Source organism: Kribbella aluminosa (assembly GCF_017876295.1).
GTDB lineage: Bacteria > Actinomycetota > Actinomycetes > Propionibacteriales > Kribbellaceae > Kribbella > Kribbella aluminosa.
Genome location: NZ_JAGINT010000002.1, coordinates 1,635,895 through 1,658,526 on the forward strand (window position 1 = coordinate 1,635,895; position 22,632 = coordinate 1,658,526).

Genomic DNA, 22,632 nt, shown 5'->3' on the forward strand with positions numbered 1-22,632 from the left:
CGGCCATAACCGCTCGGCTATGGGCGAGCGGCCAGGAACGCGCGGTACGTCGGCCGCGATCCGGCCCGGGTACTCGCCGTTGATCGCATCGGCCTGGTCTGCACGCTCATGCCTGGCTCGCCGAGCGCGTCGATGGCGTACAGGTCGGTGATCGCCGCCAGCGACTTCAGGTCCGGCCATGCCCAGTGGGCAGCGGGAGTTGATGGTTTGTCGTCCCACACGGCGAACGAGCAGGTGTCAGGCCCGGTGCCGGCCGGTGCCGCGGCTGTCGCCGCAGCCGTCGACGCGGCCCCGCGGATGCGGTCGCCGGCGCCGAACGGGTGGTCGGCGTGGTGGAACGCGGGCTGCTGGCCTAAGCCTCGGGGATGCCGACGTTCAGCAGGCGGGCGCCGGGGCCGCGGGTGGAGAGGCGGTCCTCCTTGTTGTAGAGGTTGCAGCGTTGCAGGCTCAGGCAGCCGCAGCCGATACAGGTGTCGAGGTCGTCGCGGAGGCGCTCGAGCTCGGCGATCCGGTCGTCGAGGCGGCTGCGCCACGACTTCGACAGCTTGCTCCAGTCGGCGCGGGTCGGCGTCCGGTCCTCGGGCAGCGAGTCCAGCGCGCTCCTGATCTCGGCGAGCGCAAGCCCGACCCGCTGCGCGGCCTGCACGAACGCGATCCTGCGCAACGTACTGCGCTGGTACTGCCGCTGGTTCCCCGCGGTACGGCGGGACGCAATCAGGCCCTGGTCCTCGTAGAACCGCAACGCCGATGCCGCCACTCCGGACCGCTGCGCGATCTCCCCGATCGAGAGCCAATGGTCCTTACTCGGGACGTTGTCCTCTCCCATACCCGCCACCCTAGAACGGTGCTCCAAACACTCAAGCATGCTTGAAGTGTTTCAGTGGACCAGTCGGGTGGCTGGTCTGCTGGTCAGGGTGGTCGTCACGATCGGTTATACTTTTCTGGTGTCGGTGCGCGCGTCGCGTCACCAGAGATGTTCCCAGGCGCTCCGACCCGTCGGTTTCAGCATCCGGCTGAAGTTTCCGGCGACATGGGTGCAACGCGATAGCACCCGCAGGTCGATGCCCGTCTCCTGCTGAGTACGTAGTCCGGTCATGTTTTCCTGACCGGCGCTCACGTGCGGCTGCGATCCGGCGCCCCTCGTCCGTGAATACGAGAGAGAGTTTGCGTGACCCAGCACCACCAGTTCGACGCCGATTCCGCCGACGGGCGGTTCAAGAAGCCGCGGCACAAGAAGCACCAGAACCAGTCGTACGGCGAACGCCTGGCCGCGGAGCCGACGTACGAAGCACCCCGTGAAGACAGCACGCCGGTCAAGGGGTACCGCTCCGAGCAGCCCCGCGCCGACCGCGGGCAGCGCAACGGGCAGTCCAGCCGCGACGACCGGCCGCAGTACAACCGCACCGACCGGCCGCAATCCAACCGCGCTGACCGCGCCCAGGACCGGCCGTCCTACAACCGCGACGACAAGCCGTCGTTCAACCGGGACGACAAGCCGCAGTACAACCGCGACAGCCGTTCGTCGTACCAGCGGGACGACAAGCCGTCTTACAACCGGGACGACAAACCGGCGTACAACCGGGTCGACAAGCCGTCGTTCAACCGGGACGAGCGTCCGCGCTACAACCGGGACGATCGGCCGCAGTACAGCAATCGGGACAGCAACCGCGACAGCAACCGGGACAACCGGAGGTTCGAGCGGGACGAGAAGCCGCGGTTCGAGAAGAGCGACCGCAAGGACGAGCCGGTCGACCTCGGGACTGTTGCCGAGGACAACCAGTTCGCGGCGCTCGGGCTCGCCCCGCGGCTGGTCCAGCGGCTGGCCCGGGACGGCATCACCGCGCCGTTCCCGATCCAGGCTGCGACCATCCCGGACGCGCTGGCCGGCAAGGACGTGCTCGGCCGCGGCCAGACCGGTTCCGGCAAGACCCTCGGCTTCGGTCTCCCGACGCTGATGCGCCTCGCCGGCGGCCACACCGAGTCACGCCGTCCGCGCGGCATGATCCTGGTCCCGACCCGTGAGCTCGCGATGCAGGTGCACGACGCCCTCGAGCCGCTGGCGCACGTGATGAACGTGTCGCTCAAGCTGATCGCCGGCGGACTCCCGTACCCGAAGCAGATCGAGTCGCTGCGTCGTGGTGTCGACCTGCTGATCGCCACCCCGGGCCGGCTGATCGACCTGTGCGAGCAGGGCGCGGCCGACCTCGGCGCGGTCGAGGTCGCCGTACTCGACGAGGCCGACCACATGTGCGACATGGGCTTCATGCCGGCGGTCACCACGCTGCTCGACATGACCCCGCCCGAGGGCCAGCGGCTGCTGTTCTCCGCGACCCTGGACAACGACGTCGACAAGATCGTGAAGACCTACCTGAAGGACCCGGTGCAGCACTCGACCGAGTCCGGCCAGGCGACGGTCAGCACGATGGAGCACCACCTGCTGGTGATCGAGCCGGCGCACAAGCAGTCGCTGACGGCCGAGCTGGCCAGCCGCGACGGCCGGACCATCGTGTTCGTCCGTACCAAGCTGGGCGCCGACCGGATCGCCACCCAGCTGCGCGACCGCGGTGTGATGGCGGCGGCGCTGCACGGCGGCCTGACCCAGGGCATGCGGAACCGGACGCTCGACCAGTTCAAGGACGGGTCGGTTCCGGTGCTGGTGGCGACGGACGTCGCGGCCCGCGGCATCCACGTCGACGACGTCGGTCTGGTCGTCCAGGCCGACCCGCCGGCCGAGCACAAGGACTACCTGCACCGTGCCGGTCGTACGGCGCGTGCCGGTGGCAAGGGCGCGGTTGTCACGCTCGTGCTGCCGCACCAGCGGCGCGGGATGATCCGGATGGCCGAGTCCGCCGGTGTGAAGACCGAGCCGGTTCGGGCCCGTCCGGGCGACGAGCTGGTGACCGAGCTGACCGGCGGCAGCAAGCCGTCCGGGTATCCGGTGAAGCTCCCCGCCCCGAAGCCGCAGCGCTTCGCCAAGGGCGGCGGAAAGCGCTTCGGCAACAACCGCCCGGGGCGCGGTCACGACAGCCGCGGCGGCAACGGCCCGCGCCGCAGCGGACCCCGCCGTACCGACGGCAAGTCCTACCAGCACTAACCCTCGGCCGTTTGAGGGGTTAACCCCGTAAACCGCCCCTTCACCCCTCGCATGCAGGAGGTGAAGGGGCAAGGTGAGGGGTTAACCCCTCAAACGGTCCCCGCCGGCCGGAGCTGGCTGGGGTGGGTCAGGTGAGGACGGCCCAGAGGCGGGCCAGGACGGTGGCGATCTCGTCGGCGTTCAGGGGGACCAGTTCGAGCATCAGTTCGTCGTCGGCGACTCGGTCGGTCATCACGTAGATCGGCGGGGTACCGGCCTCGAGCTCGGTGGCGACGCGTTTGGCGTCCTCCACCTTCAGCAGTACCCGTGACACCTGCAGGCCGGTCGAGTCCGGGACCGCCGTGACCCCGGCGCCGGGGATCCGCGACACCGCGGTCACGAACGCGTCCACCTTGGCGCGCTCGTCCGCCTGCCATTTCACCCGGTCGATCGCCTGCCACTCCTCGAGCGCCGCGAGTACGCCGACGATCGCTTCCTTGGTCGGCTTCATCACCCGGCCGATGCCCTTGTCCTGCGCCCGTACCGCCTGCACCAGCGCCCAGGTCCCGGCGACCAGCCCGGCGGTCGGCGAGCCGAGGTACTTCTGCCCGCTGACCAGCACCAGGTCCGCGCCGGTGGCGAGCAGGTCCGCGATCTGCGGGAACTGCGCCGCACCGTCGATGATCGCCGGTACGCCGCGGCGGTGCGCGGCCTTGATCGCCGCCGCCAGGTCGATCGGCTCGCCGCGGGTCAGCCGCGACGACACCAGCATCAGGCAGGCGACGTCCGGCCCGTCGAGCTCGGCCTCCAGGTCGGCGAGCGTGCAGCCGTCCTCGTCGCCGGCCAGATCCACCTGGGCGCCGGCCAGCCGGATGCCCTGCAGGTTCGAGTGGCCGTAGTCGACCACGTGGCAGGCCGGCAGGACGACTCGGTTGTGCATGTCGGTCGTGTCCGGCAACGCCGCCGTACGGCGTGGATCGCCGCCGGTCATCGTGGCCGCGACCGCGAGCGTGATCCCGGCCGCGGTGCAGTGCACGACGGCCCCCGCCTGGGCGCCGGTGACCTGCGCGATCGCCTCGCTCGCCCGGTCGCGCAGCTCGTCCAGCACGAAGAACTCAGGCAGCGCCTGGGCGACGGCAGCCGCGACACCGTCGGAACTCCGGGACACCCCGAGCGGGGTGTACGTCCCCCTGGCGTTGATCACCACACTCAATCGATAACGATCGTGGATGCTCATGGTGTTGCTGAGCGTAGTGGTCACGGACCGCAATTGGCGAGAGTCTGTCGGTGGCAAGTTATTGACCTCAAGCTACTCGTGAGTCATTCTCACTTTTACCGACCTGAGGAGGGACCGTGCCCCGCCCCGCACTTCGCACCCGCCTTCGCGCGACGGCCGCCGTAGCCGCCGTCGTCGCCGTCCTTGCCGCGCTGCCGGCGCCGACCCAAGCAGCGCCGCGAGCAGTTGCCGCGGATCCCACGGATTATTGCCTTGGGCAATGTCGTGACATCCTGCCGCCAGGCCAGAACGGCAGCGCGACATTCACGGATCTCCTTGCCTTCAAGGCGTTGGGAGTCCGTCCGCCGCATTTCAGCGACAGCCTGAAGCCGTACCAGGACCTGGCCTGGAACTCGCAGGGCATCACCGACGACGGCCTCGCGCCGTACTACGACGACTCGTCGTTCGGGGTGAAACCGGACGACGTGGCAAGCACCGTCCAGCCGCGCAGCGACGTGACGATCGTCCGCGACAAGTCGCGCGGAATCCCGCACATCACCGGCACCACCCGGCTCGGCACGATGTTCGGTGCCGGGTACGCCGGCGCGCAGGACCGGCTGTTCGTGATGGACGTGTTCCGGCACCTCGGGCGCGGTCAGCTGACGCCGTTCGCGGGCGGTGCCGCGGCGAACCGCGAGTTCGAGCAGGAGTTCTGGCGGACCGCGCCGTACACCGAGGCCGATCTGCAGCGGCAGTTCGACGCCGCCGCCACGCTGTACGGCGCCGACGGCGTGAAGATGCAGCAGGACATCCAGGCCTGGGTCGACGGCGTCAACCACTACATCGACACGGTCGGGATCGGCTACCCCGGTGAGTACGTCGCACTCGGTCTGCAGTGGCCGACGCCGCACTGGAAGGTCACCGACGTGGTGGCCACCGCGGCCGTGGTCGCGGGCATCTTCGGCACCGGCGGTGGTTCCGAGGTGACGTCCGCGCTGGCGTTGCTCGAGGCGCAGGCGAAGTACGGCGTTGCCCAGGGCACCAAGGTGTGGGAGTCGTTCCGCTCGCAGAACGACCCCGAGGCCAGTACGACGGTGCACAACGGGACGACCTTCCCGTACGGGAGCACCGGGCCGAACCCGGCCGGTCGCGCGCTGCCGGACCGCGGCTCGGTCACCGCGGAACCCGAGGTGATCGACCAGACCGCGAACAAGACGGCGGCCGCAAAGCCCGCGCCGAAGGGATCCGAAGCACTCAAGGGCATCTTCGACAAGGGCCTGTTCCCGGAGGGCTTCGGAAAGAAAGGAATGTCGAACGCACTCCTGGTTTCCGGCGCGCACACCCAGAGCGGCAACCCGATCGCGGTCTTCGGCCCACAGACCGGGTACTTCGCCCCGCAGTTGCTGCTGCGCCAGGAGTTGCAAGGCCCCGGCGTCAGCTCGCGGGGAATCGCTTTCGCCGGGCTCAACTTCTACACGCTGATCGGCCGCGGCCCGGACTACTCGTGGAGCGCCACGTCCGCCGGGCAGGACATCACCGACACGTTCGCCGTACCGCTGTGCGAACCCGGTGGCGGAACGCCGACGAAAACCTCGCAGTACTACGTTTTCCGTGGCCAGTGCGTACCGATCGAGCGGCTCGAGCGGCACAACTCGTGGTACTCCAGCCTCGGGTCCTCGGAGCCTGCCGGGTCGTACACGTTGGTTGCCCTGCGCACCAAGTACGGCATCGTGACACACCGCGGAACGGTGGGCGGAAAACCTGTTCTGTTCACGAAGAACCGGTCGACGTACGGTAACGAGGCGGGGTCGGCGCTCGGGTTCATGCAGTTCAACGACCCGGACAGGATCCACTCGGCCGCCGACTTCCAGAAGGCCGCGGCGAACATCGGGTACACGTTCAACTGGTTCTACACGGACAAGAACTCGATCGCGTACTTCAACTCCGGCGACAACCCGGTCCGCGCGGACGGCGCCGACCCGAACCTGCCGACCTGGAGCTCGTACGAGTGGAAGGGCTGGAACCCGGACACGAACCGCGCCACCTACACGCCGCCGGCGCAGCACCCGCAGGTCGTGAACCAGGACTACCTGACCAGCTGGAACAACAAACAGGCACCCGGGTACTCCGCCTCGGACGGGCAGTGGGGGTACAACGCGGTCTACCGCAGCCAGCCGCTCGACGACCGGATCAAGGCCGTCATCGGCAGCGGGCAGAAGTTCACCCGCGGCAGGCTGGTCGAGGCGATGGAGGACGCCGCCACCGTCGACCTCCGCGGCGACCAGGTGCTGCCGTACCTGCTGCGCGTCCTGAAGTCCGCACCGATCACCGACCCGGCTATCGCCGACGCGGTCGCCAAGCTGACGGCTTGGCAACAGTCCGGCGCCCACCGCAAGACCCCCAACGCGTCGTCCCGGACCTACGGCAACGCCGACGCCATTCAGTTGCTGGATGCTTGGTGGCCCCTGCTTGTCCCGGCCGAGTTCAAGGACCTCGGACCGGATCTCTACAGCGCGCTGACCGCGAACCTGAAGATCGACGAGCGGCCGAGCGCGCAGGGATCGTCCTTCCAGAGCGGCTGGTGGGGCTTCGTCCAACGCGACCTGCGCAAGGTGCTCGGCGATCCTGTGAAGGCCTCGCAGCCGGTGACGTACTGCGGCGGCGGAACGTTGGCCGGCTGCAGGTCGGTGCTGACGGAGACCTTGCTGGGGGCAACCAAGACGCCGGCGACCACGACGTACCCGGCGACCGCCGACTGTGCGGCCGGTGACCAGTTCTGCGCCGACCAGATCGCGCACAACCCGATGGGCGGCATCACCCAGGACCGGATCGCCTGGGTGAACCGGCCGACGTACCAGCAGGTGGTCGAGTTCCCGGCGAAGCGCGGCGACGACGTCAGCAACCTGGCGGCCGGGAAGACGGCGACCGCGAGCAGTTACGAGAAGGGCTGGTACAACTCGCCGCCTGCGCAGGCGGTCGACGGCAAGCTCGACACCCGGTGGGCGAGCGACTGGTCGGATCCGCAGTGGCTGAAGGTTGACCTCGGCAACGAGCAGACGGTCGGCCGGGTGGTGCTGCAGTGGGAGGCGGCGTACGCGAAGGGCTACCGGGTCGAGGTCTCCCGGGACGGGTCGACGTGGCAGCAGGTGTACGCGACGACGGCCGGGAACGGCGGGGAGGACGTGGTCCGGTTCAGCGCCGTACCGGCCCGGTACGTGCGGGTGACGGGGACGCAGCGGGCGACGTCCTACGGGTATTCGCTGTATGAGCTGCAGGCCTACCAGCAATGAGACACAGCAGATGGTGATGCCAGGATGAGTGCATGACACAGAACTTTCCTCCGAACCAGCCGTATCCGCCGCAGCAGCCGGGCTACCAGCAAGGCCCGCCTCCGGGGTACCAGGGCCCTCCCCAGAATCAAGCCCCGCCCGGGTACCAGCAGGGGCCGCCGCAGCAGCAGGGGTACGGTCAGCCGGGTGGGTACCAGCAGCCGGCGCCGTCCAACGTGCCGCACGTCGCGCCGCAGGGGTCGCCGTACCCGGTGCTGGTCTCGACGATGAACGACCTGCCCGGGTACACCGCGGAGAAGGTGTTCGGCGAGGTGTTCGGGCTGACCGTCCGGAGTCGCGACTTCGGGTCGAACTTCACCGCGAGCTTCCGGTCGCTCGGCGGCGGCGAGGTGCCGGAGTACACCCAGATGCTGGCCGAGTCCCGGCACGTCGCCGTGCTGCGGATGAGCCAGATGGCGCAACAGATGGGCGCGAACGCGATCCTCGCGATGCGGTTCGACTGCAACGAGATCGCGAACACGATGAGCGAGGTGGCCGCCTACGGTACGGCGGTCGTGGTGCAGAAGGTGGAGCCGCCGCGTCCGCAGGACTCCAAACCCGATGAGGATGATGCGAATGACAGCTGACTTCACCCCGCCGAGCGCAGCGAGCGAAAAACTGGTACTGCCGCCCGGATTCCGCTGGGGTGTGTCGACGTCGGCGTACCAGATCGAGGGTGCCGTGGCCGAGGGTGGTCGCGGCACCTCCACCTGGGACACGTTCTGCGCCGAGCCCGGGAAGATCCTCGACGGCGACACCGGTGCCGTTGCCTGCGACCACTACCACCGGTACGCCGATGACGTCGCGTTGATGCGTGAGCTCGGGGTCGACACGTACCGGTTCTCGTTCGCGTGGCCGCGGATCCAGCCGACCGGGAGCGGCCCGGGGAACGCGGCCGGTCTGGACTTCTACGACCGGCTCATCGACGCGCTGCTCGGCGCCGGGATCCAGCCGGCGCCGACGCTCTACCACTGGGACACGCCGCAGCCGCTCGAGGACGCAGGCGGCTGGCTGAACCGGGACATCACGGAGCGGTTCGCGGAGTACGCCGGGATCCTCGGGGCTCGGTTCGCGGACCGGGTGCCGCTGTGGATCACCATCAACGAGCCGATGGTGCTGACGCTGATGGGGTACTCGCTCGGTGCGCACGCGCCTGGGAAAGAGTTGCTGTTCGACGCGCTGCCGGTTGCGCATCATCAGCTGCTGGCACACGGCCGCGCGGTGCAGGCGCTGCGGGCTGCCGGGGCTGAGCAGATCGGTATCGCGTCGAACCACGCGCCGGCCTGGCCGGCCAGTGACAGTCCTGAGGACCGGGAAGCGGCCGGGCTGTACGACAACCTGATCAACTGGATGTTCGCCGATCCGGTCATCCTCGGTGAGTACCCGTGGGGGATGGGCGACGGGATGCCCGGCCCGGTCGCCGACGACCTCGCGATCATCTCGACGCCGCTCGACTTCTTCGGCATCAACCACTACGCGCCGGTGTCGGTCGGCGCCGCTACCGGTCAGGCCGACACGGCCGCGACCGACGGCGTACAACTGCCGCCTGGTCTGCCGTTCGAGCCGCGGACCCTGCCTGGTTACCCGACCACGGACTTCGGCTGGCCGATCGTGCCCGATGCCTTCGGGGAGACTTTGCGGATCTTCCGCGACCGGTACGGCGACAAGCTGCCGCCGATCTACATCACCGAGAACGGCTGCGCGATCAACGACGGGCCCGTCGACGGGGTGGTGGCGGATCAGCGCCGGATCGACTACCTGGACGGGTACCTGCGCTCGCTGAAGTCGGCGATCGACGACGGGATCGACGTCCGTGGGTACTTCCAATGGTCTCTGCTGGACAACTTCGAGTGGGCGGCCGGGTACTCCCAGCGCTTCGGTCTGGTACATGTCGACTTCAAGACGTTGGAGCGGACTCCGAAGGCTTCGTACTTCTGGCTCCAGGCACTGATAGCCCAGAATCGCTGATGAATCGGGAGGGGGCCGAGCCGCGGGTCGCGGCTGCGTTGGTGGAACCTACCGCGCGGGTGCGGGGTGGGTGGACGGCGGCCGTCGTACTGGCGAATGTGGGGGTGTTCGCGGCCTGGCTGGGGCCGATTCAGGTGCTGCTGGCCAAGCAGTCGGAGGCGGTTGCTCCGGGCAACAAGGAGTTCGTGTTCGGGTTGGTGACCGGGGTCGGGGCGGCCGTGTCGGTGGTGGCCAATCCGGCGTTCGGGGCGATCTCGGACCGGACCAGTTCGCGGTTCGGGCGGCGGGTGCCGTGGGTGGTCGCGGGAGCCGTTGGTGGTGCCATCGGTCTCGGGATCCTGTCGGGCGCCCGGGTGATCGTGCTGATGCTGATCGGGTGGTGCCTGATGCAGCTCTTCGGCAACGCGCTCCTGGCGGCCGCCACCGCAGTCGTCCCGGACCGTGTCCCGGTCGCACAACGCGGAGTGGTCGGCGGCTGGGTCGCCATCTCGCAGGTCCTCGGCGCACTGGTCGGAACGGCCCTCGCGGTGGCCTTCAACAGCTACACCCTCGGGTACGTCGCCTGCGCCGTCTTCCTGCTGCTGTCCGTCGTCCCGTACCTGCTCCGCAGCCACGACCAGCGGTTGCCGGAGCGACCGGCGTTCGTCCTGCCCGACTTCCTGAAGAGCTTCTGGATCAGCCCGCGCCGCTACCCGGACTTCGCCTGGGCCTGGCTGACCCGGTTCCTGTTCAACGTGGGCAACGCCCTGGGCACCCTCTACCTCTTCTACTACCTCCAGGACGAGGTAGGGGTCACCGACCCGGACACCGGCGTACTGATCCTGACCGCGATCTACAGCGCCTGCGTACTGACGACCGCGATCAGCTTCGGCCGCTGGTCGGACCGCTCCGCCCGCCGCAAGGTCTTCGTCACCGCGTCCGGCTGGGTGATGGCCGTGGCCGGCGTGATCCTCGCCGTCTGGCCGACCTGGACCGGCGCGATCACCGGCGCGATCGTCCTCGGCGCCGGCTTCGGCGTGTACCTGTCCGTCGACTTCGCCCTGCTCACCGAGGTCCTCCCGAACGCCCGCGACCGCGCGAAGGACCTCGGCGTGATCAACATCGCCAACTCCCTGCCCCAGGTCCTCGCCCCGGTCCTCGCCGCCCCGATCGTCAAACACCTGGGCGGCTACCCGGTCCTCTACCTCCTCGCATCCGCCGTCACCGTCCTCGCCGGCGTCCTGGTCACCCGCATCCGCGCTGTCGCCTAGCCCGAAGGCGTACCGAAGAACGGGCAGTGGTGCACCCTCCGCCGCCATCTCCACCGCGCGCACGCCTGCCCAGCCCGCCGCAGCCGCACCACTGCCCGTCCGTCGGTACGCCGACCCCAGCATCTGTTCAGAGGTGGCGGGTCAACGCCTTCGCTGCGGGGGAGGTTGCGGTGACCTGGATGTGGTCGAGATTCAGCCAGGTGGCCAGCTGGTGGAGTTCGGCGGCCAGTGGGCCGGTGAGGTCGGGGGCGCCGGGCTCCGGGGTGAGCGTGGGGACGACCAACGTCGAGGCCTGGCGGTCCGACTTGAGGTCGACGCGGGCGACGAGTTGGTCGCCGAGCAGGAACGGCAGGACGTAGTACCCGTGGACGCGTTGCGGCGCCGGCGTGTAGATGCTGATCCGGTAGAAGAAGTCGAACAGCCGCTGGGTGCGATCGCGGTTCCAGATCAGCGGGTCGAACGGCGAGAGCAGCGCCCGAGCGTCCACCGGACGATCCGTCGCCTCGTGCCAGCGATAGGACTGCTGCTTCACCCCCTCGACCCGGACCGGCACCAGCTCACCGGCCTCCACCAGCTCCCCGACCACCTCGCGACCAGTTGCTGCCGGCAACGGAAAGTGTGCCTGCCCGGTACCGCCGCAGAGCTCGCGCAGGGTCCCGATCCCGAGCCCGCGCGCCGCGATCCGGACCAGCTCGCGGCGCGCCTCGGCCGCGGTCGGCTCCGGTGCGTCGAGTACGGCGGCGGGCAGCACCCGCTCGGTCAGGTCGTAGATCCGCTCGAAGTGCCGCCGCCCCGCGATCGTCACCCGCCCGGTGCAGAACAGGTACTCGATCGCGATCTTCGCGTCCTGCCAGTTCCACATCTTGCCGGTGGTCGGATCCGGGTCAGGGTCGGTGCGCTTGCGCCGTACGCCGTCCGGGCTCGCCTCGCCCGCGGTCAGCGGCCCCCGTTCGGCAACCAGTTGCAGCACCTGGTCGACGTACCCGGGCCGCTCCGCGGTCAGCCGTCGCATCCCCGCGACCACCGACCACGGCGCGGACACGTCCGGGCTGAGCTCCTCGTCCCACACCTGCCGCTCGGCCGCCCGCATCCGCCAGCGCATCAGCGGGTAGTTGGTGAGCGGGATCAGCGCGGCCTTGTGGCCCCAGAAGTACTCGAACAGCTCCCGCTCGGCGCCCCAACTCAGCTCGTCCAGCCTTGCCCGCGGATAGTCGCCGACCCGCGCGTACACCGGCAGATAGTGCGACCGGCACAGCACGTTCACCGAATCCAGCTGCAGTACGCCGGCCCGCCGGATCGCCCACCGCGCATCACCCGGTTGATGCGCCTCGCCGAATCCTTGTGCGCTCAGCGCGATCCGCCGCGCAACCCCCGTCGAGACCTCGTCACCCACGGCCACCATGACTCGAACGTATAGCGCGTCACCGGGTCATCGGCTCTACCGCTTGGACACGGTGTACGTCAGGTGGGTCACCTGGGACGACGGATCCACGCGCGTCTGCTCCAGCAGGATGCGGTCGGCGTCGACATTGTCGAACAGGCGGATGCCGGTGCCGAACAGTACGGGTGCGAGCGAGATCGAGAACTCGTCGATCAGCCCGGCGTTCAGGAACTGCTGGATCAGCTCGGCGCCACCGGAGACGCGGATGTCCTGGTCGCCGGCGGCCTCGCGGGCCTGGAACAGCGCGCTCTCGATTCCGTCGTTGACGAAGTGGAACGTCGTACCGCCCGGGCGCTCCCACGGCTCCCGCTCGGTGTGGGTGACGACGTACACCGGCGTGTGGAACGGCGCCTCCTCCGGCCAGGCCCGCTCACCACCGTCGAACATCCGCTTGCCCATCACGTTCGCGCCGATCCGCTCCTGCGTCGCCTTGGACAGGTCGTCGTCGAGCCCTTCCTCGCCGCCCTCGCCGAGCTTGAGGTTCTCCCGGAAGGACCGCTGCGGGAACAACCACGCCTGCAACTCCGACCACTTCCGCAGCCAGCGCTGGACCCGCGGATCGCTCTGGCTCTCGGGTGCGAACACCTCCGCGACGGTCACGTCCGGGACCGGCGCGATGAAGCCGTCGAGCGACATCGTCACGCCGAAGAATACCTTTCCGGCCATCAGTGCCCTTCCTCTCCTGTGAGTTCAGTCTTTCCGATGAGTTCGGCGACGTACGTCGCCAGGTTGTGCAGCGTCTGCTCTCCGCCTTCGATCGCGTGGTACTTCTCCACCGCGTCGTCGCGCAGCTCCCTGGTGGGGAACACCGCGCGCATGACGATCCGGGTCTGCTCGCCGGCCGGCTCGAAGACGATCTCCGACGCGAAGGCGTTCGGGTCGTCGCGGGACTCGCCGTGGACCATCGCGATCCGCTCCGGCGGGTCGATCTCGGACCAGGTGATCCACTCCTGGTACTCGGTCCCGTCCGGTCCGTGCATCACGAAGTCCCAGTCGCCGCCGACGCGGAACTCGAAGGACCGCGTCTTGGTGCTGAAGCCCGCCGGTCCCCACCACTGCGACAGGTGCCGGACTTCGGTGAACGCCTCGAACACCAGCTCCCGTGGGGCGCCGATCGTCCGGGAGACCACGATCTCGCGGTCCGCTACCGAGCCGCCGTTACTGGTCGTCATCCTGTGGTCCCTTTCGCCTTTCCTGCCTGAGCTCCTGCACGTACTCGTCCAGCCGGCCGAAGCTCTCGTTCCAGAACTGCTCGAACCCGCCGACCCACTCGTGCACCGGTCGCAGCCCGTGCGCGTCCAGGTCGTACAGCCGCTGCTTGCCCGCACCGCGAACCCGCACGAGACCGACCTCCCGCAACACCCGCAGGTGCTTGGACGCCTGCGGCTGACTCATCCCCAGATCCCTGGCCAACTCGGTCACCGGCCGCTCCCCGCCGCGCAGCAACACCAGAATCTCCCGACGCTGCGGCTCCGCGATCGCGTTGAACGCATCCGAGGTCGTCGCCGCCCGTGCCATACCGAAATCATATGCCGATATCGGCATACGTCAAGCGGTCGTCATGAGGTCGCGCAAAGCCTGGAAATCGGCGACCTCGAGCGGGACGAGACCGCGGCGGAGCTGGTAACCCCAGTTCGCGCCCCTGGTCAGCTCGAGCTCGACGTCGCGGAGCATCGCCCGGTGGACCGGCAGGAACTCGATCCGGCGGCGCCACGGCTGGATCGTGCCGCGGTCGCCCATCGCCATCGGTTCGGCCTGGTACGGCGCGTCGTCGGCAACCACTCCGAGCGCCGTGAACGCCCGCAACGGCTGCTTCTCGCGGTACCGCTCGGTCGGGGAGTAGATCGCGAACCCGTCGCCTCGCCGCAGCCGTGCGACGCCGTACCGCTTGCCGTGGTTGAGCTGGATGAAGCCGCCGGAAACAGCGCGCTGGGCGTGGTCCGCGGAGACCACGCCCAGCCAGGCCCTGTGCAGATCGTTCATGCACCCATCGTCAGGCCGAAAGTACGACATCCTTTGTCATGATTTTCCGGCGCAGTCTCGCGATCAGCGGCCAGGCGATCATCAGCAGGATCGCCACGTAGATCACATACGCGACCGGCCCGCCGACCAGACCGGAGACGTCGCCGTTGGACAGCTGCAGCGCCATCCGGGCCTGCCGTTCCGCGATCGGGCCGAGGATCACGCCGATGATCAGCGGCAGTACCGGCAGACCGAAGCGGCGCATCCCGAAGCCGAGCAGCCCGAGCAGCAGGAGCAGCAGCAGGTCGAGCGGCTGCGCGTTCACGGCGTACGCACCCATCGAGGCGAAGAAGATGATCCCGGCGTACAGGTACGGGCGCGGGATCTGCAGGAGCTTCGCCCACGCCGGCGCGAGCGGCAGGTTGAGCAGCAGCAGGAACAGGTTGCCGATGAACAGGCTCGCGATCAGCGCCCACACCAGCTTCGGCTCGCGCTGGAACAGCAGCGGTCCGGGCTGGATGCCGTACGACGTGAACGCGGCCAGCATCACTGCCGCCGTCGCGTTCGTCGGCAGGCCGAGTGCGAGCATCGGTACGAGCGTGCCGGCCGCGGACGCGTTGTTCGCCGCCTCCGGCCCGGCGACGCCCTCGATCGCGCCGTTCCCGAACTCCTCCGGGTGCTTGGACAGCTTCTTCTCGGTCGCGTACGACAGGAACGTCGGGATCTCCGCGCCGCCGGCCGGCAGTGCCCCGATGGGGAATCCGAACGCCGTACCCCGCAGCCAGGGCTTCCACGACCGTCGCCAGTCCGACTTGCCCATCCACGGGCGGCCGACCGGGATCACGGTGCCGGGGTTGCGCCGCAGATGCGCTGCCACCCAGAGCGCCTCGCCGACCGCGAAGATGCCGACGGCAACCACTACGACGTCGATGCCGTCGGCAAGCTGTGGAACACCGAGCGTGAGCCGCTGCTGGCCGGTCACCTTGTCGATCCCGACCAGGCCGATCACCAGCCCGAGCAGCAGCGCCGCGAGCCCGCGGATCCGCGACGACCCGAGCACCGACGTGGCGCCCGCGAACGCGAGCAGCATGATCGCCAGGTAGTCCGGCGCACCCAGGCTGATCGCGAACTTCACCACCTGCGGCGCGACCAGCACCAGCAGCATGGTCCCGATCGTGCCCGCGACGAACGACCCGATCGCGGCCGTCGCGAGCGCCTGCGCGGCCCGTCCGGCGCGGGCCATCTTGTTGCCCTCGATCGCCGTCACCACCGATGACGACTCCCCGGGCGTGTTCAGCAGGATCGACGTGGTGGAGCCGCCGTACATGCCGCCGTAGAAGATGCCGGCGAACATGATGAACGCCTGCACCGGCTCCAGCCCGTACGTGACCGGCAGCAGCAGCGCGACCGTCATCGCCGGACCAATCCCGGGCAGTACACCGACCGCCGTACCGACGGTGACACCGAGCAGCGCGAGCAGCAGGTTGACCGGGGCGAGCACGTCGCCGAACCCGTTCAGCAGGTTCATCAGGTTGTCCATCAGAGAATCCCTTGCAGTACGCCGGCCGGCAGGCCGACCCCGAGCCCGATCGCGAACCCGTAGAAGGTGATCAGCGCCAGCGCGACCGCGATGAACAGGTTGCGGACGTGGTGCCGGCTGCCGAGCGCGAACGCCGAACCCCAGAACAGCAGGGTCCCGCTGATCACCCAGCCGAGCGGCTCGATGGTCGCCAGGTTGATCACGAACGCGGCGATCAGCAGCAGTACGGTGCGCCAGTCGACCGGGGACGTCACGTCGACGTCCTCACCCTCCTCGGCCGCGCCGGTACCGCCGCGGGCCACGTTCACGGCGTACAGCGCAGCGACCACCAGCAGCAGTACGCCGAGCACGATCGGTACCGGTTTCGGCCCGATCGGGTCGTTGCTGGTGGCAATGTGCGGGAGCCGGGCGGCGTCGACGATCACCAGGACGCCGACCACCGCCAGGAACCCGCACACTCCGTACTGCGCCGTGTCCCGCCGAGTCTCGTGCTGAGCCTCGGCGGCGCTCACGAGGCCAGACCGAGCTTCGTCAGGATGTCCGCGACGGCCTTGTCCTGGTCGGTGAGGAACTTGCCGAACTCGTCGCCGGTGACGAACGCGTCGGTCCAGCCGTGCTTCTTCTCCTCGGCCTTCCATTCGGCGGAGTCGTGCATCTTGGTCAGCGCGTCGATCCAGATCTTCTTGTCCGCGTCGCTGATCCCGGGCGGTGCCACGATCCCGCGCCAGTTGGTGAAGACCAGGTCGATCCCGGAGCCCTTCAGCGTCGGCACGTCCTTCAGCGCCTCGATCGGCTGCTCGCTGCTCACCGCGAGTACCCGAACCTGGCCGCTGTCCACCTGGTCGAGGAACTCGCCGAAACCGCTGGTCCCGAAGGCGATCTTGCTCCCCAGCAGTGCGGGCAGCAGTTCGCCGCCGCCGTCGTACGAGACGAAGTTGACGTCCTTCGGCTCGATGCCGACCGCCTGCGCGAGCTGCATCGGCAGCAGGTGGTCCGGCCCGCCCGGCGACGAGCCGCCGCCGACCGCCATCCCCTTCGGGTTCGCCTTCCAGGCGGTGACCAGGTCCTGGATCGTCTTGTACGGGGAGTTCTTCGGCACGACGATCGCGCCGGCCTCCTCGATCATCTTCGCGATCGGGGTGGTCTGGGTGAGCGTGGCCTTGGACTTCGACGTGTACGTCGCACCGACGACGCCGAGGCCCATCTGCATCGCGAGCTTGCCGTTGCCCTTCTCGTTCACGACCCGTTGCAGGCCGACCGTGCCGCCGGCGCCGGGCAGGTTGAACACCTGTACGCCGGTGGCGATCTTCGCGTCCTCCATCGCCTTCGCGGCGACCCGGGCGGTGGTGTCGTACCCGCCGCCGGCCGTGTTCGGCACCATCAGCCGCAAACCGGTGGCCGGCTTCCCGCCGTCCTCGTTCGCCGCATCCGTCTTGTTCGCCGTCGCCCCGCACGCGGTGACGCTGAGCACCGCAAGTGCCGCGATCAGCAGTGGCCTGGACCTCATGTGGCGGATTCCTTTCGGGAGAGTTCAGGTGGCGACGATCGTGGACCTCCGGTGAACTCGACGTCTGCGTTGTGGCCGCAGCGGTGGTTGAGTTCATTGTGGTCACAGGCGGAATCAGGGTGAACTGTGGCACTCGGACGCTGCAACGGTGATCATGCGGCAGGACGTGCACGGAGCTGAACACAGGGAGGTGAAGATGGCGGTACGACTCGGCAGGTATCCGAGTTTGGGCCGGCCGACGCTGGCGGGGCAGCTGCTGGTGCTGCAGCTGGCGATCGTGGTGATCGTGCTGGTCGCGGTCGCCGCGGTCTCGCTCGCGCAGTCCGCCGCCACGTTCAACCGGGTCGAGGGGCGTCGGGTCACCTTGCTGGCGGAGCAGTTGTCGTCCAGTCCCGCATTGCGGTTCAACATCCGGAACCCGGCGCCTGCGGAAATGCTCGCGCCCACGCTGCAGACGAACCTCGCGCAGTCCGGGGTCAGCTCGATCACGGTCGCGAACCCGGACGGAAAGGTGATCGCGGCAACCAATCCGACGCTGATCGGGACCAGACTCACGTTCGGTATCCCTGACGTCGCGGACGGTCGCGGCTGGTCCGGTCAGCTGGGTGACGAGCTGGTCGCCCAGGTCCCGGTGCTCAGCGAGGGCAGAGGCGCGAACGGCAGGCCGGACGGGACGCTCGGCGACCAGATCGGGACCGTCATGGTCGGGGAGCAGTCTCCTTCCGTACTGCAGCGGCTGCGCGGCGCATCGTCGTACCTGGCGATCTATCTCGGGATCGCGTGCGTACTCGGGCTGCTCGGGTCGTGGCTGCTCGCCCGGCGGATCAAACGCCAGACGCTCGGCCTCGAACCGCGCGAGATCGCCGGGCTGGCCGAACACCGGGAAGCCATGCTGTACGGGCTCGCCGAGGGTGTCGTTGCCCTGGACCCCCAGTTGCGCGTGACGCTGGTGAACGACGTCGGACGGCGGCTGCTCGACCTGCCGGAAAACGCTGTCGGAAAATCGTTGCGCGAGCTTTCCGTCGAAGGCCGGCTGCGCGAGGTGCTGTCCGGCGAGGACGAGGCGCGCGACGCGGTCGTCGTACGGCGTGGGCGGGTGCTGGTGATGAACCGGATGAGCGTGCTGAAGGACGGCCGGTCGCTGGGGTCCGTCACCACGCTGCGCGACCGGACCGAGCTGGCCCAGCTGGAGCGGGAGCTCGGGTCGTTCCGCTCGTCCGCGGAGCTGCTCCGGGCGCAGACCCACGAGTTCGCGAACCAGCTGCACACGATCTCGGGGCTGATCCAGATCGGGGAGTACGACGAGGTGGTGACGTACGTCGGGGCGCTGAACCGCTATCGTGAATCGCTCGACCTGACCGTGACCCGGCGGGTCCACGACACCGCGGTCGCCGCCCTGCTGATGGCGAAGTCCTCGCTCGCTGCCGAACGCCGCGTCGAGCTCCGGGTGTCCGAGCGGACCACGCTGCTCCGCCTCGATCCGGCCCTGTCCGCGGACATCGCGACCGTACTCGGCAACCTCGTCGACAACGCCGTGGATGCCGCGGCACAGTCCGGTACGCCGCTGTCGCCGGCCTGGGTCGAGGTCGAACTCCGGCAGGACGCCGCGAGCGTGGAGATCGTCGTCCGCGACTCCGGGCCCGGGGTTGCGCCGGAGCTGGCACAGGAGGTGTTTGCGCACGGGTTCACCACCAAGGCGGCCGCCGAGGGCGAACGCGGGATCGGGCTGGCGATGACCAGGCTGATCTGCCGGCGCCGCGGCGGCGAGGTCGCGGTCACCAACCCGACCGCGGGCGGCGCCGCGTTCATCGCCCGGATGTCCACCCAACGCACTCCGGAAGGAGCCCGATGATCACGGTCCTGGTCGTCGACGACGACTTCATGGTGGCCCGCATCCACCGCGGCTTCGTCGACCGCGTGGACGGCTTCGAGGTCGTCGGTACGGCGAACTCCGGCGACCAGGCTGTCGCCGCACTGGGCTCGCTCGCGCCCGATCTGGTACTGCTGGACCTGTACCTGCCCGACGTCTTCGGGCTGGACCTGATCGCCCGGCTCCGCGCCGTACAGCCGTCCGTCGACATCCTCGTCATCACCGCCGCCCGCGAGGCGGAGGCCGTCCGGGGCGCCGTCCGCCAAGGGGTCGTGAACTACCTGCTGAAACCCTTCGGTTTCGAGGACCTCCGGGTCCGGCTGCAGGAGTACGCCCGCCGCCGCGCCAGCGTCCCCGACCCGGTCACGTCCCAGGCCGACGTCGACCGCGTCCTCGCACCCGCCCGCCCTCTGGTCAACCGCCTCCCCAAAGGCCTCTCCCAGGAAACCACCGACCTGGTCACGGCCGCCCTCCGCAACGCACCCGAGAACCTCTCCGCCGCCGAATGCGCCGAACGCATCGGCATCTCCCGCGTCAGCGCCCGCCGCTACCTGGAATTCCTCACCACCCAAGGCCAAGCCGACGTAACCCTCCGCTACGGCACCACCGGCCGCCCCGAACGCCGCTACACCTGGCGCCCCTAACCCACCCCACCCGACGCCCGGGCGCTCCGACGTCCCGGCCCGACGTCCCGGTTCGGCGCCCCCGCCCGGCGAGCCTCGGCCTCGGTTGGCGAACCCTCCAACTCGGTGGGCATCCCCTCAACTGGAGGGTTGCCCACTCAGAATTTGCACAGGCAACCCTCCACCTCAACGGGCAAGCTCGGGCCACGCCGAGCAGGCCGCACTAACGAGGGTCAGCGGCGCGGGCGGCGGTTTCTATCTGGGCTCGATGGGTGGTCCAGTCGACGGCGGGGTCGGCGTTTGTGGTGGGGTCGAGTTGTTCTCGGAGGATGTCGGCGTGGCCTGCGTGGCGGTTGGTCTCGGTGAGCACGTGGACCAGGACGTTGAAGAGCATCACGTCGGGGCGGGGCCACCAGGGACCGTGGCGCGGGTGTCGATCGGGAGGGCTTCGATGGTGGCGTCGGCGTGGGTGCAGGCGCGGTCGTAGTTGGTGAGGATCTGCGCGCGGGTCTCGTGCTCGGTCACCCAGAGGTGGTGGCGGTTCGCGTAGTTCGGGTCGGCGAAGCTCGGGAGCGGGTCGGGGTACGGGCGGTCGAAGGCGTCGCCGAGGTACCGGGCCTCGGTCAGCGTGAGGTGTTTGACCAGGCCGAGCAGGTTGGTGCCGGTGTGCGTGAGCGGGCGGCGTACGTCGTACTCGGACAACCCTTCGACCTTGCCGAGCAGGGATTCGCGGACGTACCGGAGCGCGTCGTGCAGGTAGGACTTGGCGAAGTCGTCGATCACGGGTCGACGAGTTCCACGGTGGCGGCGTGGCGTTCGGCGAGGGCGTGGTAGACGGCGGCGTTGTGGTCCACGAAGAGCTTGGCGGTGCCGTCGAGCGGGACGATCTTCTTGGCGGGGCTGCCCATCGCGACCGATTCCGGGGGGATGACGGCGCCGGGGGTGACCGTGGAGCCGGCGGCTACCAGGGAGCGTTTGCCGACGACCGCGCCGTCCAGGACGATGGCGCCGTTGCCGACGAGGGCCTGTTCGCCGATGGTGCAGTCGTGGACGAGGCACTGGTGGCCGATGGTGGCGTTCGGGCCGATCTCGCAGCCGTTGTGGCCGACGTGGATGACGGTGTTGTCCTGGATGTTCGCGCCGGCGCGGATCGTGATCGTGCCGAGGTCGGCGCGGATCACGGCGCCGTACCAGATGGAGACCCCGGCCTCGACCACCACGTCGCCGACGAGCGTCGCGGTCGGCGCGATCCACGCGTCGGGGTGCACGGTCGGGCGCTTACCTTCGAACGAGTACAGCGGCATGCGCAACACCTTAGAGCGAGATCGGCGTACCCGGCGGAAGTTCGCGGATCTGGGTGTGGATCTGCCCGAGGATGTTCAGCGACACCACGAAGTCCAGTACTTCGAGGTTGCCGAGCGCGATCTCCCCGCCGAGCTGCGGCGGGTGGGCGAACGAGTACACCTGGTCCCCGGACGGTACGACGCCCTCGCCGGCGGCGCCGACGACGAGCCCGGCCAGCAGGTACTGGTCCTGCCCGTCCTCCGTGTCGAGCTCCCGCTCCAACTCCTGCGCGCTCGCCCACGGGCGGGTCAGCGTGCCCTCGAGCGTGTCCAGCCACCAGAACCCGTCCTCCGCCTGGAAGACCACGTCCCCGAACGGCGACGTGAACACCGGAACCTTCCCGTCCAGGTCGAGGAACGTCCACGACTCGAGGGCATGTGCGTATTGCGTGTCGGTGAACGTCCGGGTCAACTCCATGCCCCAATGCTGCATCAGGGAGAAACCTGATGTGCGGAGAGCCGGAGCGCGGTTACGGTGGGCTGGATCGACCGAGGAGGGTGGCATGACCGAGATTGCGAAGTCTGGGGCCGCGGTGATCAGCCGGGCCGACGGGCGCGCCGACGGTGAGGAGTGGACCGAGAACTACACCGAACTGCCGGGCGGTGCCGGGGTCTCGCTGATTCTCGAGGCGACGACCAAGGAAGGCGCCGGGCCGCGGCTGCACAAGCACCCGTACGCCGAGACGTTCATCATCCGGCGTGGTTCGGCGACGTTCACCGTCGACGGCGAGGAGATCGTCGGTACGGCGGGCCAGATCCTGGTGGTACCGGCCGACACGCCGCACAAGTTCCGCACCGGACCGGGCGGCTACGAGGCCGTCCACATCCACGCGAACCCGACGTTCGAAACCATCTGGCTCGAGTAGGCGCTGGATCCAGTCAGCCCGGGACGCGCTCGCCTGGTGGTGTGTACGCCGCCAGCAGCGTCGCGGTGATGTACGGCGCTGCTTCGGCGGAGGTGATCCGCCCGGCCTGGAGCTCGTTGGCGGCGCCGTGCATCACGTTGTGCATGACGCCGACCAGCCACGTCGTCGGCAGGTCGGTACGAAACGCCCCCTCGGTACGCCCGCGTTCCAGCAGCCGCTCCACCCGAGCCATCGGGTCGGCGTGCAGTTCCCGTACGCGCGCGGGCGGCAGCACCTCCTGAGCCGCGATCAGCAGCGTCCGGAACCCGTCGACCAGCTCCCAGCTCGTCTCGATCAGCCGGATCAGCGCCGCGCGCGGGTCACCGGTCAGATCGACCTGCCCGAGCGCCTCCTCGCCGGTCGCGATCGACCGGACGAACACCGCGTCGAGCAGCTCGGCCCGGGATGGGAAGTGCCCGTACAGCGTCACCCGCCCGACGCCGGCCGCCTTCGCGATCTCCGACGTACTCGCCGCCGGGTTGCGGCTCAGGCACTCCGCGGCGGCGCTCAGGATCGCGTCGATGTTGCGCTGCGCATCCGCTCGTCTTGTCGTCACCTTGGTGGTCGCTGCCATCCGGCCTCCCTGATCTCGAACATCATTGTAC

The 22,632-nt window shown here is 69.1% G+C and carries 22 protein-coding genes and 1 pseudogene; 8 read left to right on the forward strand and 15 right to left on the reverse strand.

What is annotated here, in order from left to right; genetic code table 11:
- Window positions 1-17 precede the first annotated feature (17 nt).
- Window positions 18-221, reverse strand: a complete 204-nt coding sequence (locus tag JOF29_RS29245; RefSeq protein ID WP_209697623.1) for a hypothetical protein — start codon at window positions 219-221, stop codon at window positions 18-20.
- 131 nt (window positions 222-352) lie between these two features.
- Window positions 353-826 (reverse strand): redox-sensitive transcriptional activator SoxR, encoded by a 474-nt coding sequence (soxR, locus tag JOF29_RS29250; protein WP_209697624.1) that lies wholly within the window; start codon window positions 824-826, stop codon window positions 353-355.
- 342 nt (window positions 827-1,168) lie between these two features.
- Here soxR and JOF29_RS43715 point away from each other — a divergent pair, with 342 nt between their 5' ends.
- Window positions 1,169-3,094: a DEAD/DEAH box helicase gene (locus JOF29_RS43715; protein WP_209697625.1), complete on the forward strand. Its 1,926-nt coding sequence runs from the start codon at window positions 1,169-1,171 to the stop codon at window positions 3,092-3,094.
- Between the two features lie 127 nt (window positions 3,095-3,221).
- Here JOF29_RS43715 and JOF29_RS29260 read toward each other — a convergent pair whose 3' ends face one another.
- Window positions 3,222-4,334 carry an aminotransferase class V-fold PLP-dependent enzyme gene (locus tag JOF29_RS29260; RefSeq protein ID WP_307863754.1) on the reverse strand — a complete coding sequence of 371 codons (1,113 nt, stop codon included), beginning with the start codon at window positions 4,332-4,334 and terminating at the stop codon, window positions 3,222-3,224.
- A 92-nt stretch (window positions 4,335-4,426) separates the two neighbouring features.
- On the opposite strand from JOF29_RS29260, the gene JOF29_RS29265 reads away from it, so the two are divergent.
- From JOF29_RS29265 to JOF29_RS29280, 4 genes are read left to right on the forward strand one after another with little or no spacing between them, the layout of a single operon-like run.
- Window positions 4,427-7,579 (forward strand): penicillin acylase family protein, encoded by a 3,153-nt coding sequence (locus JOF29_RS29265; RefSeq protein ID WP_209697626.1) that lies wholly within the window; start codon window positions 4,427-4,429, stop codon window positions 7,577-7,579.
- Between the two features lie 32 nt (window positions 7,580-7,611).
- On the forward strand, window positions 7,612-8,205 hold the full coding sequence (locus JOF29_RS29270) for a YbjQ family protein (RefSeq protein ID WP_209697627.1): 594 nt from the start codon (window positions 7,612-7,614) through the stop codon (window positions 8,203-8,205).
- Window positions 8,195-9,586, forward strand: coding sequence for a GH1 family beta-glucosidase (locus JOF29_RS29275; RefSeq protein WP_209697628.1), 1,392 nt, complete (start codon window positions 8,195-8,197; stop codon window positions 9,584-9,586). The genes JOF29_RS29270 and JOF29_RS29275 overlap by 11 nt, the downstream gene beginning before the upstream one ends.
- On the forward strand, window positions 9,586-10,836 hold the full coding sequence (locus JOF29_RS29280; protein WP_209697629.1) for an MFS transporter: 1,251 nt from the start codon (window positions 9,586-9,588) through the stop codon (window positions 10,834-10,836). The genes JOF29_RS29275 and JOF29_RS29280 overlap by 1 nt, the downstream gene beginning before the upstream one ends.
- Before the next feature lie 127 nt (window positions 10,837-10,963).
- Here JOF29_RS29280 and JOF29_RS29285 read toward each other — a convergent pair whose 3' ends face one another.
- The 8 genes from JOF29_RS29285 to JOF29_RS29320 are packed head-to-tail and all read right to left on the reverse strand — an operon-like array spanning window position 10,964 to window position 17,286.
- Complete coding sequence (locus tag JOF29_RS29285) at window positions 10,964-12,238, reverse strand: winged helix-turn-helix domain-containing protein (protein WP_209697630.1); 1,275 nt, start codon at window positions 12,236-12,238, stop codon at window positions 10,964-10,966.
- Between the two features lie 36 nt (window positions 12,239-12,274).
- Entirely contained in the window at window positions 12,275-12,943 is a 669-nt protein-coding gene (locus JOF29_RS29290; RefSeq protein ID WP_209697631.1) for a dihydrofolate reductase family protein, read from the reverse strand.
- A complete protein-coding gene (locus JOF29_RS29295) occupies window positions 12,943-13,449 on the reverse strand; it encodes an SRPBCC family protein (protein ID WP_209697632.1) in 507 nt (168 codons plus the stop codon). Before JOF29_RS29295 ends, JOF29_RS29290 begins: the two co-directional genes overlap by 1 nt.
- A complete protein-coding gene (locus tag JOF29_RS29300; protein ID WP_209697633.1) occupies window positions 13,436-13,795 on the reverse strand; it encodes an ArsR/SmtB family transcription factor in 360 nt (119 codons plus the stop codon). Before JOF29_RS29300 ends, JOF29_RS29295 begins: the two co-directional genes overlap by 14 nt.
- A 30-nt stretch (window positions 13,796-13,825) precedes the next feature.
- Entirely contained in the window at window positions 13,826-14,260 is a 435-nt protein-coding gene (locus JOF29_RS29305; RefSeq protein ID WP_209697634.1) for an EVE domain-containing protein, read from the reverse strand.
- Between the two features lie 10 nt (window positions 14,261-14,270).
- Window positions 14,271-15,779, reverse strand: coding sequence for a tripartite tricarboxylate transporter permease (locus JOF29_RS29310; RefSeq protein ID WP_209697635.1), 1,509 nt, complete (start codon window positions 15,777-15,779; stop codon window positions 14,271-14,273).
- Window positions 15,779-16,291 (reverse strand): tripartite tricarboxylate transporter TctB family protein, encoded by a 513-nt coding sequence (locus JOF29_RS29315; protein ID WP_209697636.1) that lies wholly within the window; start codon window positions 16,289-16,291, stop codon window positions 15,779-15,781. The genes JOF29_RS29310 and JOF29_RS29315 overlap by 1 nt, the downstream gene beginning before the upstream one ends.
- The gene (locus tag JOF29_RS29320) at window positions 16,288-17,286 is read right to left on the reverse strand and encodes a Bug family tripartite tricarboxylate transporter substrate binding protein (protein WP_209697637.1); all 999 of its coding nucleotides are present in this window, start codon (window positions 17,284-17,286) and stop codon (window positions 16,288-16,290) included. Before JOF29_RS29320 ends, JOF29_RS29315 begins: the two co-directional genes overlap by 4 nt.
- Window positions 17,287-17,482: 196 nt before the next feature.
- Between JOF29_RS29320 and JOF29_RS29325 the strand changes: the two genes are divergently transcribed.
- Both JOF29_RS29325 and JOF29_RS29330 read left to right on the forward strand, forming a co-directional pair.
- Complete coding sequence (locus tag JOF29_RS29325) at window positions 17,483-19,138, forward strand: sensor histidine kinase (RefSeq protein WP_209697638.1); 1,656 nt, start codon at window positions 17,483-17,485, stop codon at window positions 19,136-19,138.
- On the forward strand, window positions 19,135-19,800 hold the full coding sequence (locus JOF29_RS29330; protein ID WP_209697639.1) for a response regulator: 666 nt from the start codon (window positions 19,135-19,137) through the stop codon (window positions 19,798-19,800). Before JOF29_RS29325 ends, JOF29_RS29330 begins: the two co-directional genes overlap by 4 nt.
- A gap of 202 nt (window positions 19,801-20,002) precedes the next feature.
- On the opposite strand, the pseudogene JOF29_RS43720 reads toward JOF29_RS29330, so the two are convergent.
- The 3 genes and pseudogenes from JOF29_RS43720 to JOF29_RS29345 all read right to left on the reverse strand — a co-directional run bounded on the left by JOF29_RS43720 (window position 20,003) and on the right by JOF29_RS29345 (window position 21,540).
- A pseudogene (locus JOF29_RS43720) lies at window positions 20,003-20,562 on the reverse strand (DinB family protein).
- Entirely contained in the window at window positions 20,559-21,083 is a 525-nt protein-coding gene (locus JOF29_RS29340; RefSeq protein WP_209697640.1) for a gamma carbonic anhydrase family protein, read from the reverse strand. Before JOF29_RS29340 ends, JOF29_RS43720 begins: the two are co-directional and overlap by 4 nt.
- A 10-nt stretch (window positions 21,084-21,093) precedes the next feature.
- Window positions 21,094-21,540 (reverse strand): T6SS immunity protein Tdi1 domain-containing protein, encoded by a 447-nt coding sequence (locus tag JOF29_RS29345; RefSeq protein WP_209697641.1) that lies wholly within the window; start codon window positions 21,538-21,540, stop codon window positions 21,094-21,096.
- 85 nt (window positions 21,541-21,625) lie between these two features.
- Between JOF29_RS29345 and JOF29_RS29350 the strand changes: the two genes are divergently transcribed.
- Window positions 21,626-21,988 carry a cupin domain-containing protein gene (locus tag JOF29_RS29350; protein WP_209697642.1) on the forward strand — a complete coding sequence of 121 codons (363 nt, stop codon included), beginning with the start codon at window positions 21,626-21,628 and terminating at the stop codon, window positions 21,986-21,988.
- Window positions 21,989-22,001: 13 nt separating this feature from the next.
- On the opposite strand, the gene JOF29_RS29355 is transcribed toward JOF29_RS29350, so the two are convergent.
- Window positions 22,002-22,601: a TetR/AcrR family transcriptional regulator gene (locus tag JOF29_RS29355; protein ID WP_209697643.1), complete on the reverse strand. Its 600-nt coding sequence runs from the start codon at window positions 22,599-22,601 to the stop codon at window positions 22,002-22,004.
- Between the last annotated feature and the right edge of the window lie 31 nt (window positions 22,602-22,632).

What these genes read in the sequence shown, in the direction of transcription:
- JOF29_RS29340 (WP_209697640.1), bottom strand. Translation starts at nt 21,083, where the DNA reads ATGCCGCTGTACTCGTTCGAAGGTAAGCGCCCGACCGTGCACCCCGAC.
- JOF29_RS29350 (WP_209697642.1), top strand. Translation starts at nt 21,626, where the DNA reads ATGACCGAGATTGCGAAGTCTGGGGCCGCGGTGATCAGCCGGGCCGAC.
- JOF29_RS29305 (WP_209697634.1), bottom strand. Translation starts at nt 14,260, where the DNA reads ATGAACGATCTGCACAGGGCCTGGCTGGGCGTGGTCTCCGCGGACCAC.
- JOF29_RS29320 (WP_209697637.1), bottom strand. Translation starts at nt 17,286, where the DNA reads ATGAGGTCCAGGCCACTGCTGATCGCGGCACTTGCGGTGCTCAGCGTC.
- soxR (WP_209697624.1), bottom strand. Translation starts at nt 826, where the DNA reads ATGGGAGAGGACAACGTCCCGAGTAAGGACCATTGGCTCTCGATCGGG.
- JOF29_RS29280 (WP_209697629.1), top strand. Translation starts at nt 9,586, where the DNA reads ATGAATCGGGAGGGGGCCGAGCCGCGGGTCGCGGCTGCGTTGGTGGAA.
- JOF29_RS29345 (WP_209697641.1), bottom strand. Translation starts at nt 21,540, where the DNA reads ATGGAGTTGACCCGGACGTTCACCGACACGCAATACGCACATGCCCTC.
- JOF29_RS29285 (WP_209697630.1), bottom strand. Translation starts at nt 12,238, where the DNA reads ATGGTGGCCGTGGGTGACGAGGTCTCGACGGGGGTTGCGCGGCGGATC.
- JOF29_RS29270 (WP_209697627.1), top strand. Translation starts at nt 7,612, where the DNA reads ATGACACAGAACTTTCCTCCGAACCAGCCGTATCCGCCGCAGCAGCCG.
- JOF29_RS29290 (WP_209697631.1), bottom strand. Translation starts at nt 12,943, where the DNA reads ATGGCCGGAAAGGTATTCTTCGGCGTGACGATGTCGCTCGACGGCTTC.
- JOF29_RS29300 (WP_209697633.1), bottom strand. Translation starts at nt 13,795, where the DNA reads ATGGCACGGGCGGCGACGACCTCGGATGCGTTCAACGCGATCGCGGAG.
- JOF29_RS29330 (WP_209697639.1), top strand. Translation starts at nt 19,135, where the DNA reads ATGATCACGGTCCTGGTCGTCGACGACGACTTCATGGTGGCCCGCATC.
- JOF29_RS29275 (WP_209697628.1), top strand. Translation starts at nt 8,195, where the DNA reads ATGACAGCTGACTTCACCCCGCCGAGCGCAGCGAGCGAAAAACTGGTA.
- JOF29_RS29325 (WP_209697638.1), top strand. Translation starts at nt 17,483, where the DNA reads ATGGCGGTACGACTCGGCAGGTATCCGAGTTTGGGCCGGCCGACGCTG.
- JOF29_RS29310 (WP_209697635.1), bottom strand. Translation starts at nt 15,779, where the DNA reads ATGGACAACCTGATGAACCTGCTGAACGGGTTCGGCGACGTGCTCGCC.
- JOF29_RS29295 (WP_209697632.1), bottom strand. Translation starts at nt 13,449, where the DNA reads ATGACGACCAGTAACGGCGGCTCGGTAGCGGACCGCGAGATCGTGGTC.
- JOF29_RS29355 (WP_209697643.1), bottom strand. Translation starts at nt 22,601, where the DNA reads ATGGCAGCGACCACCAAGGTGACGACAAGACGAGCGGATGCGCAGCGC.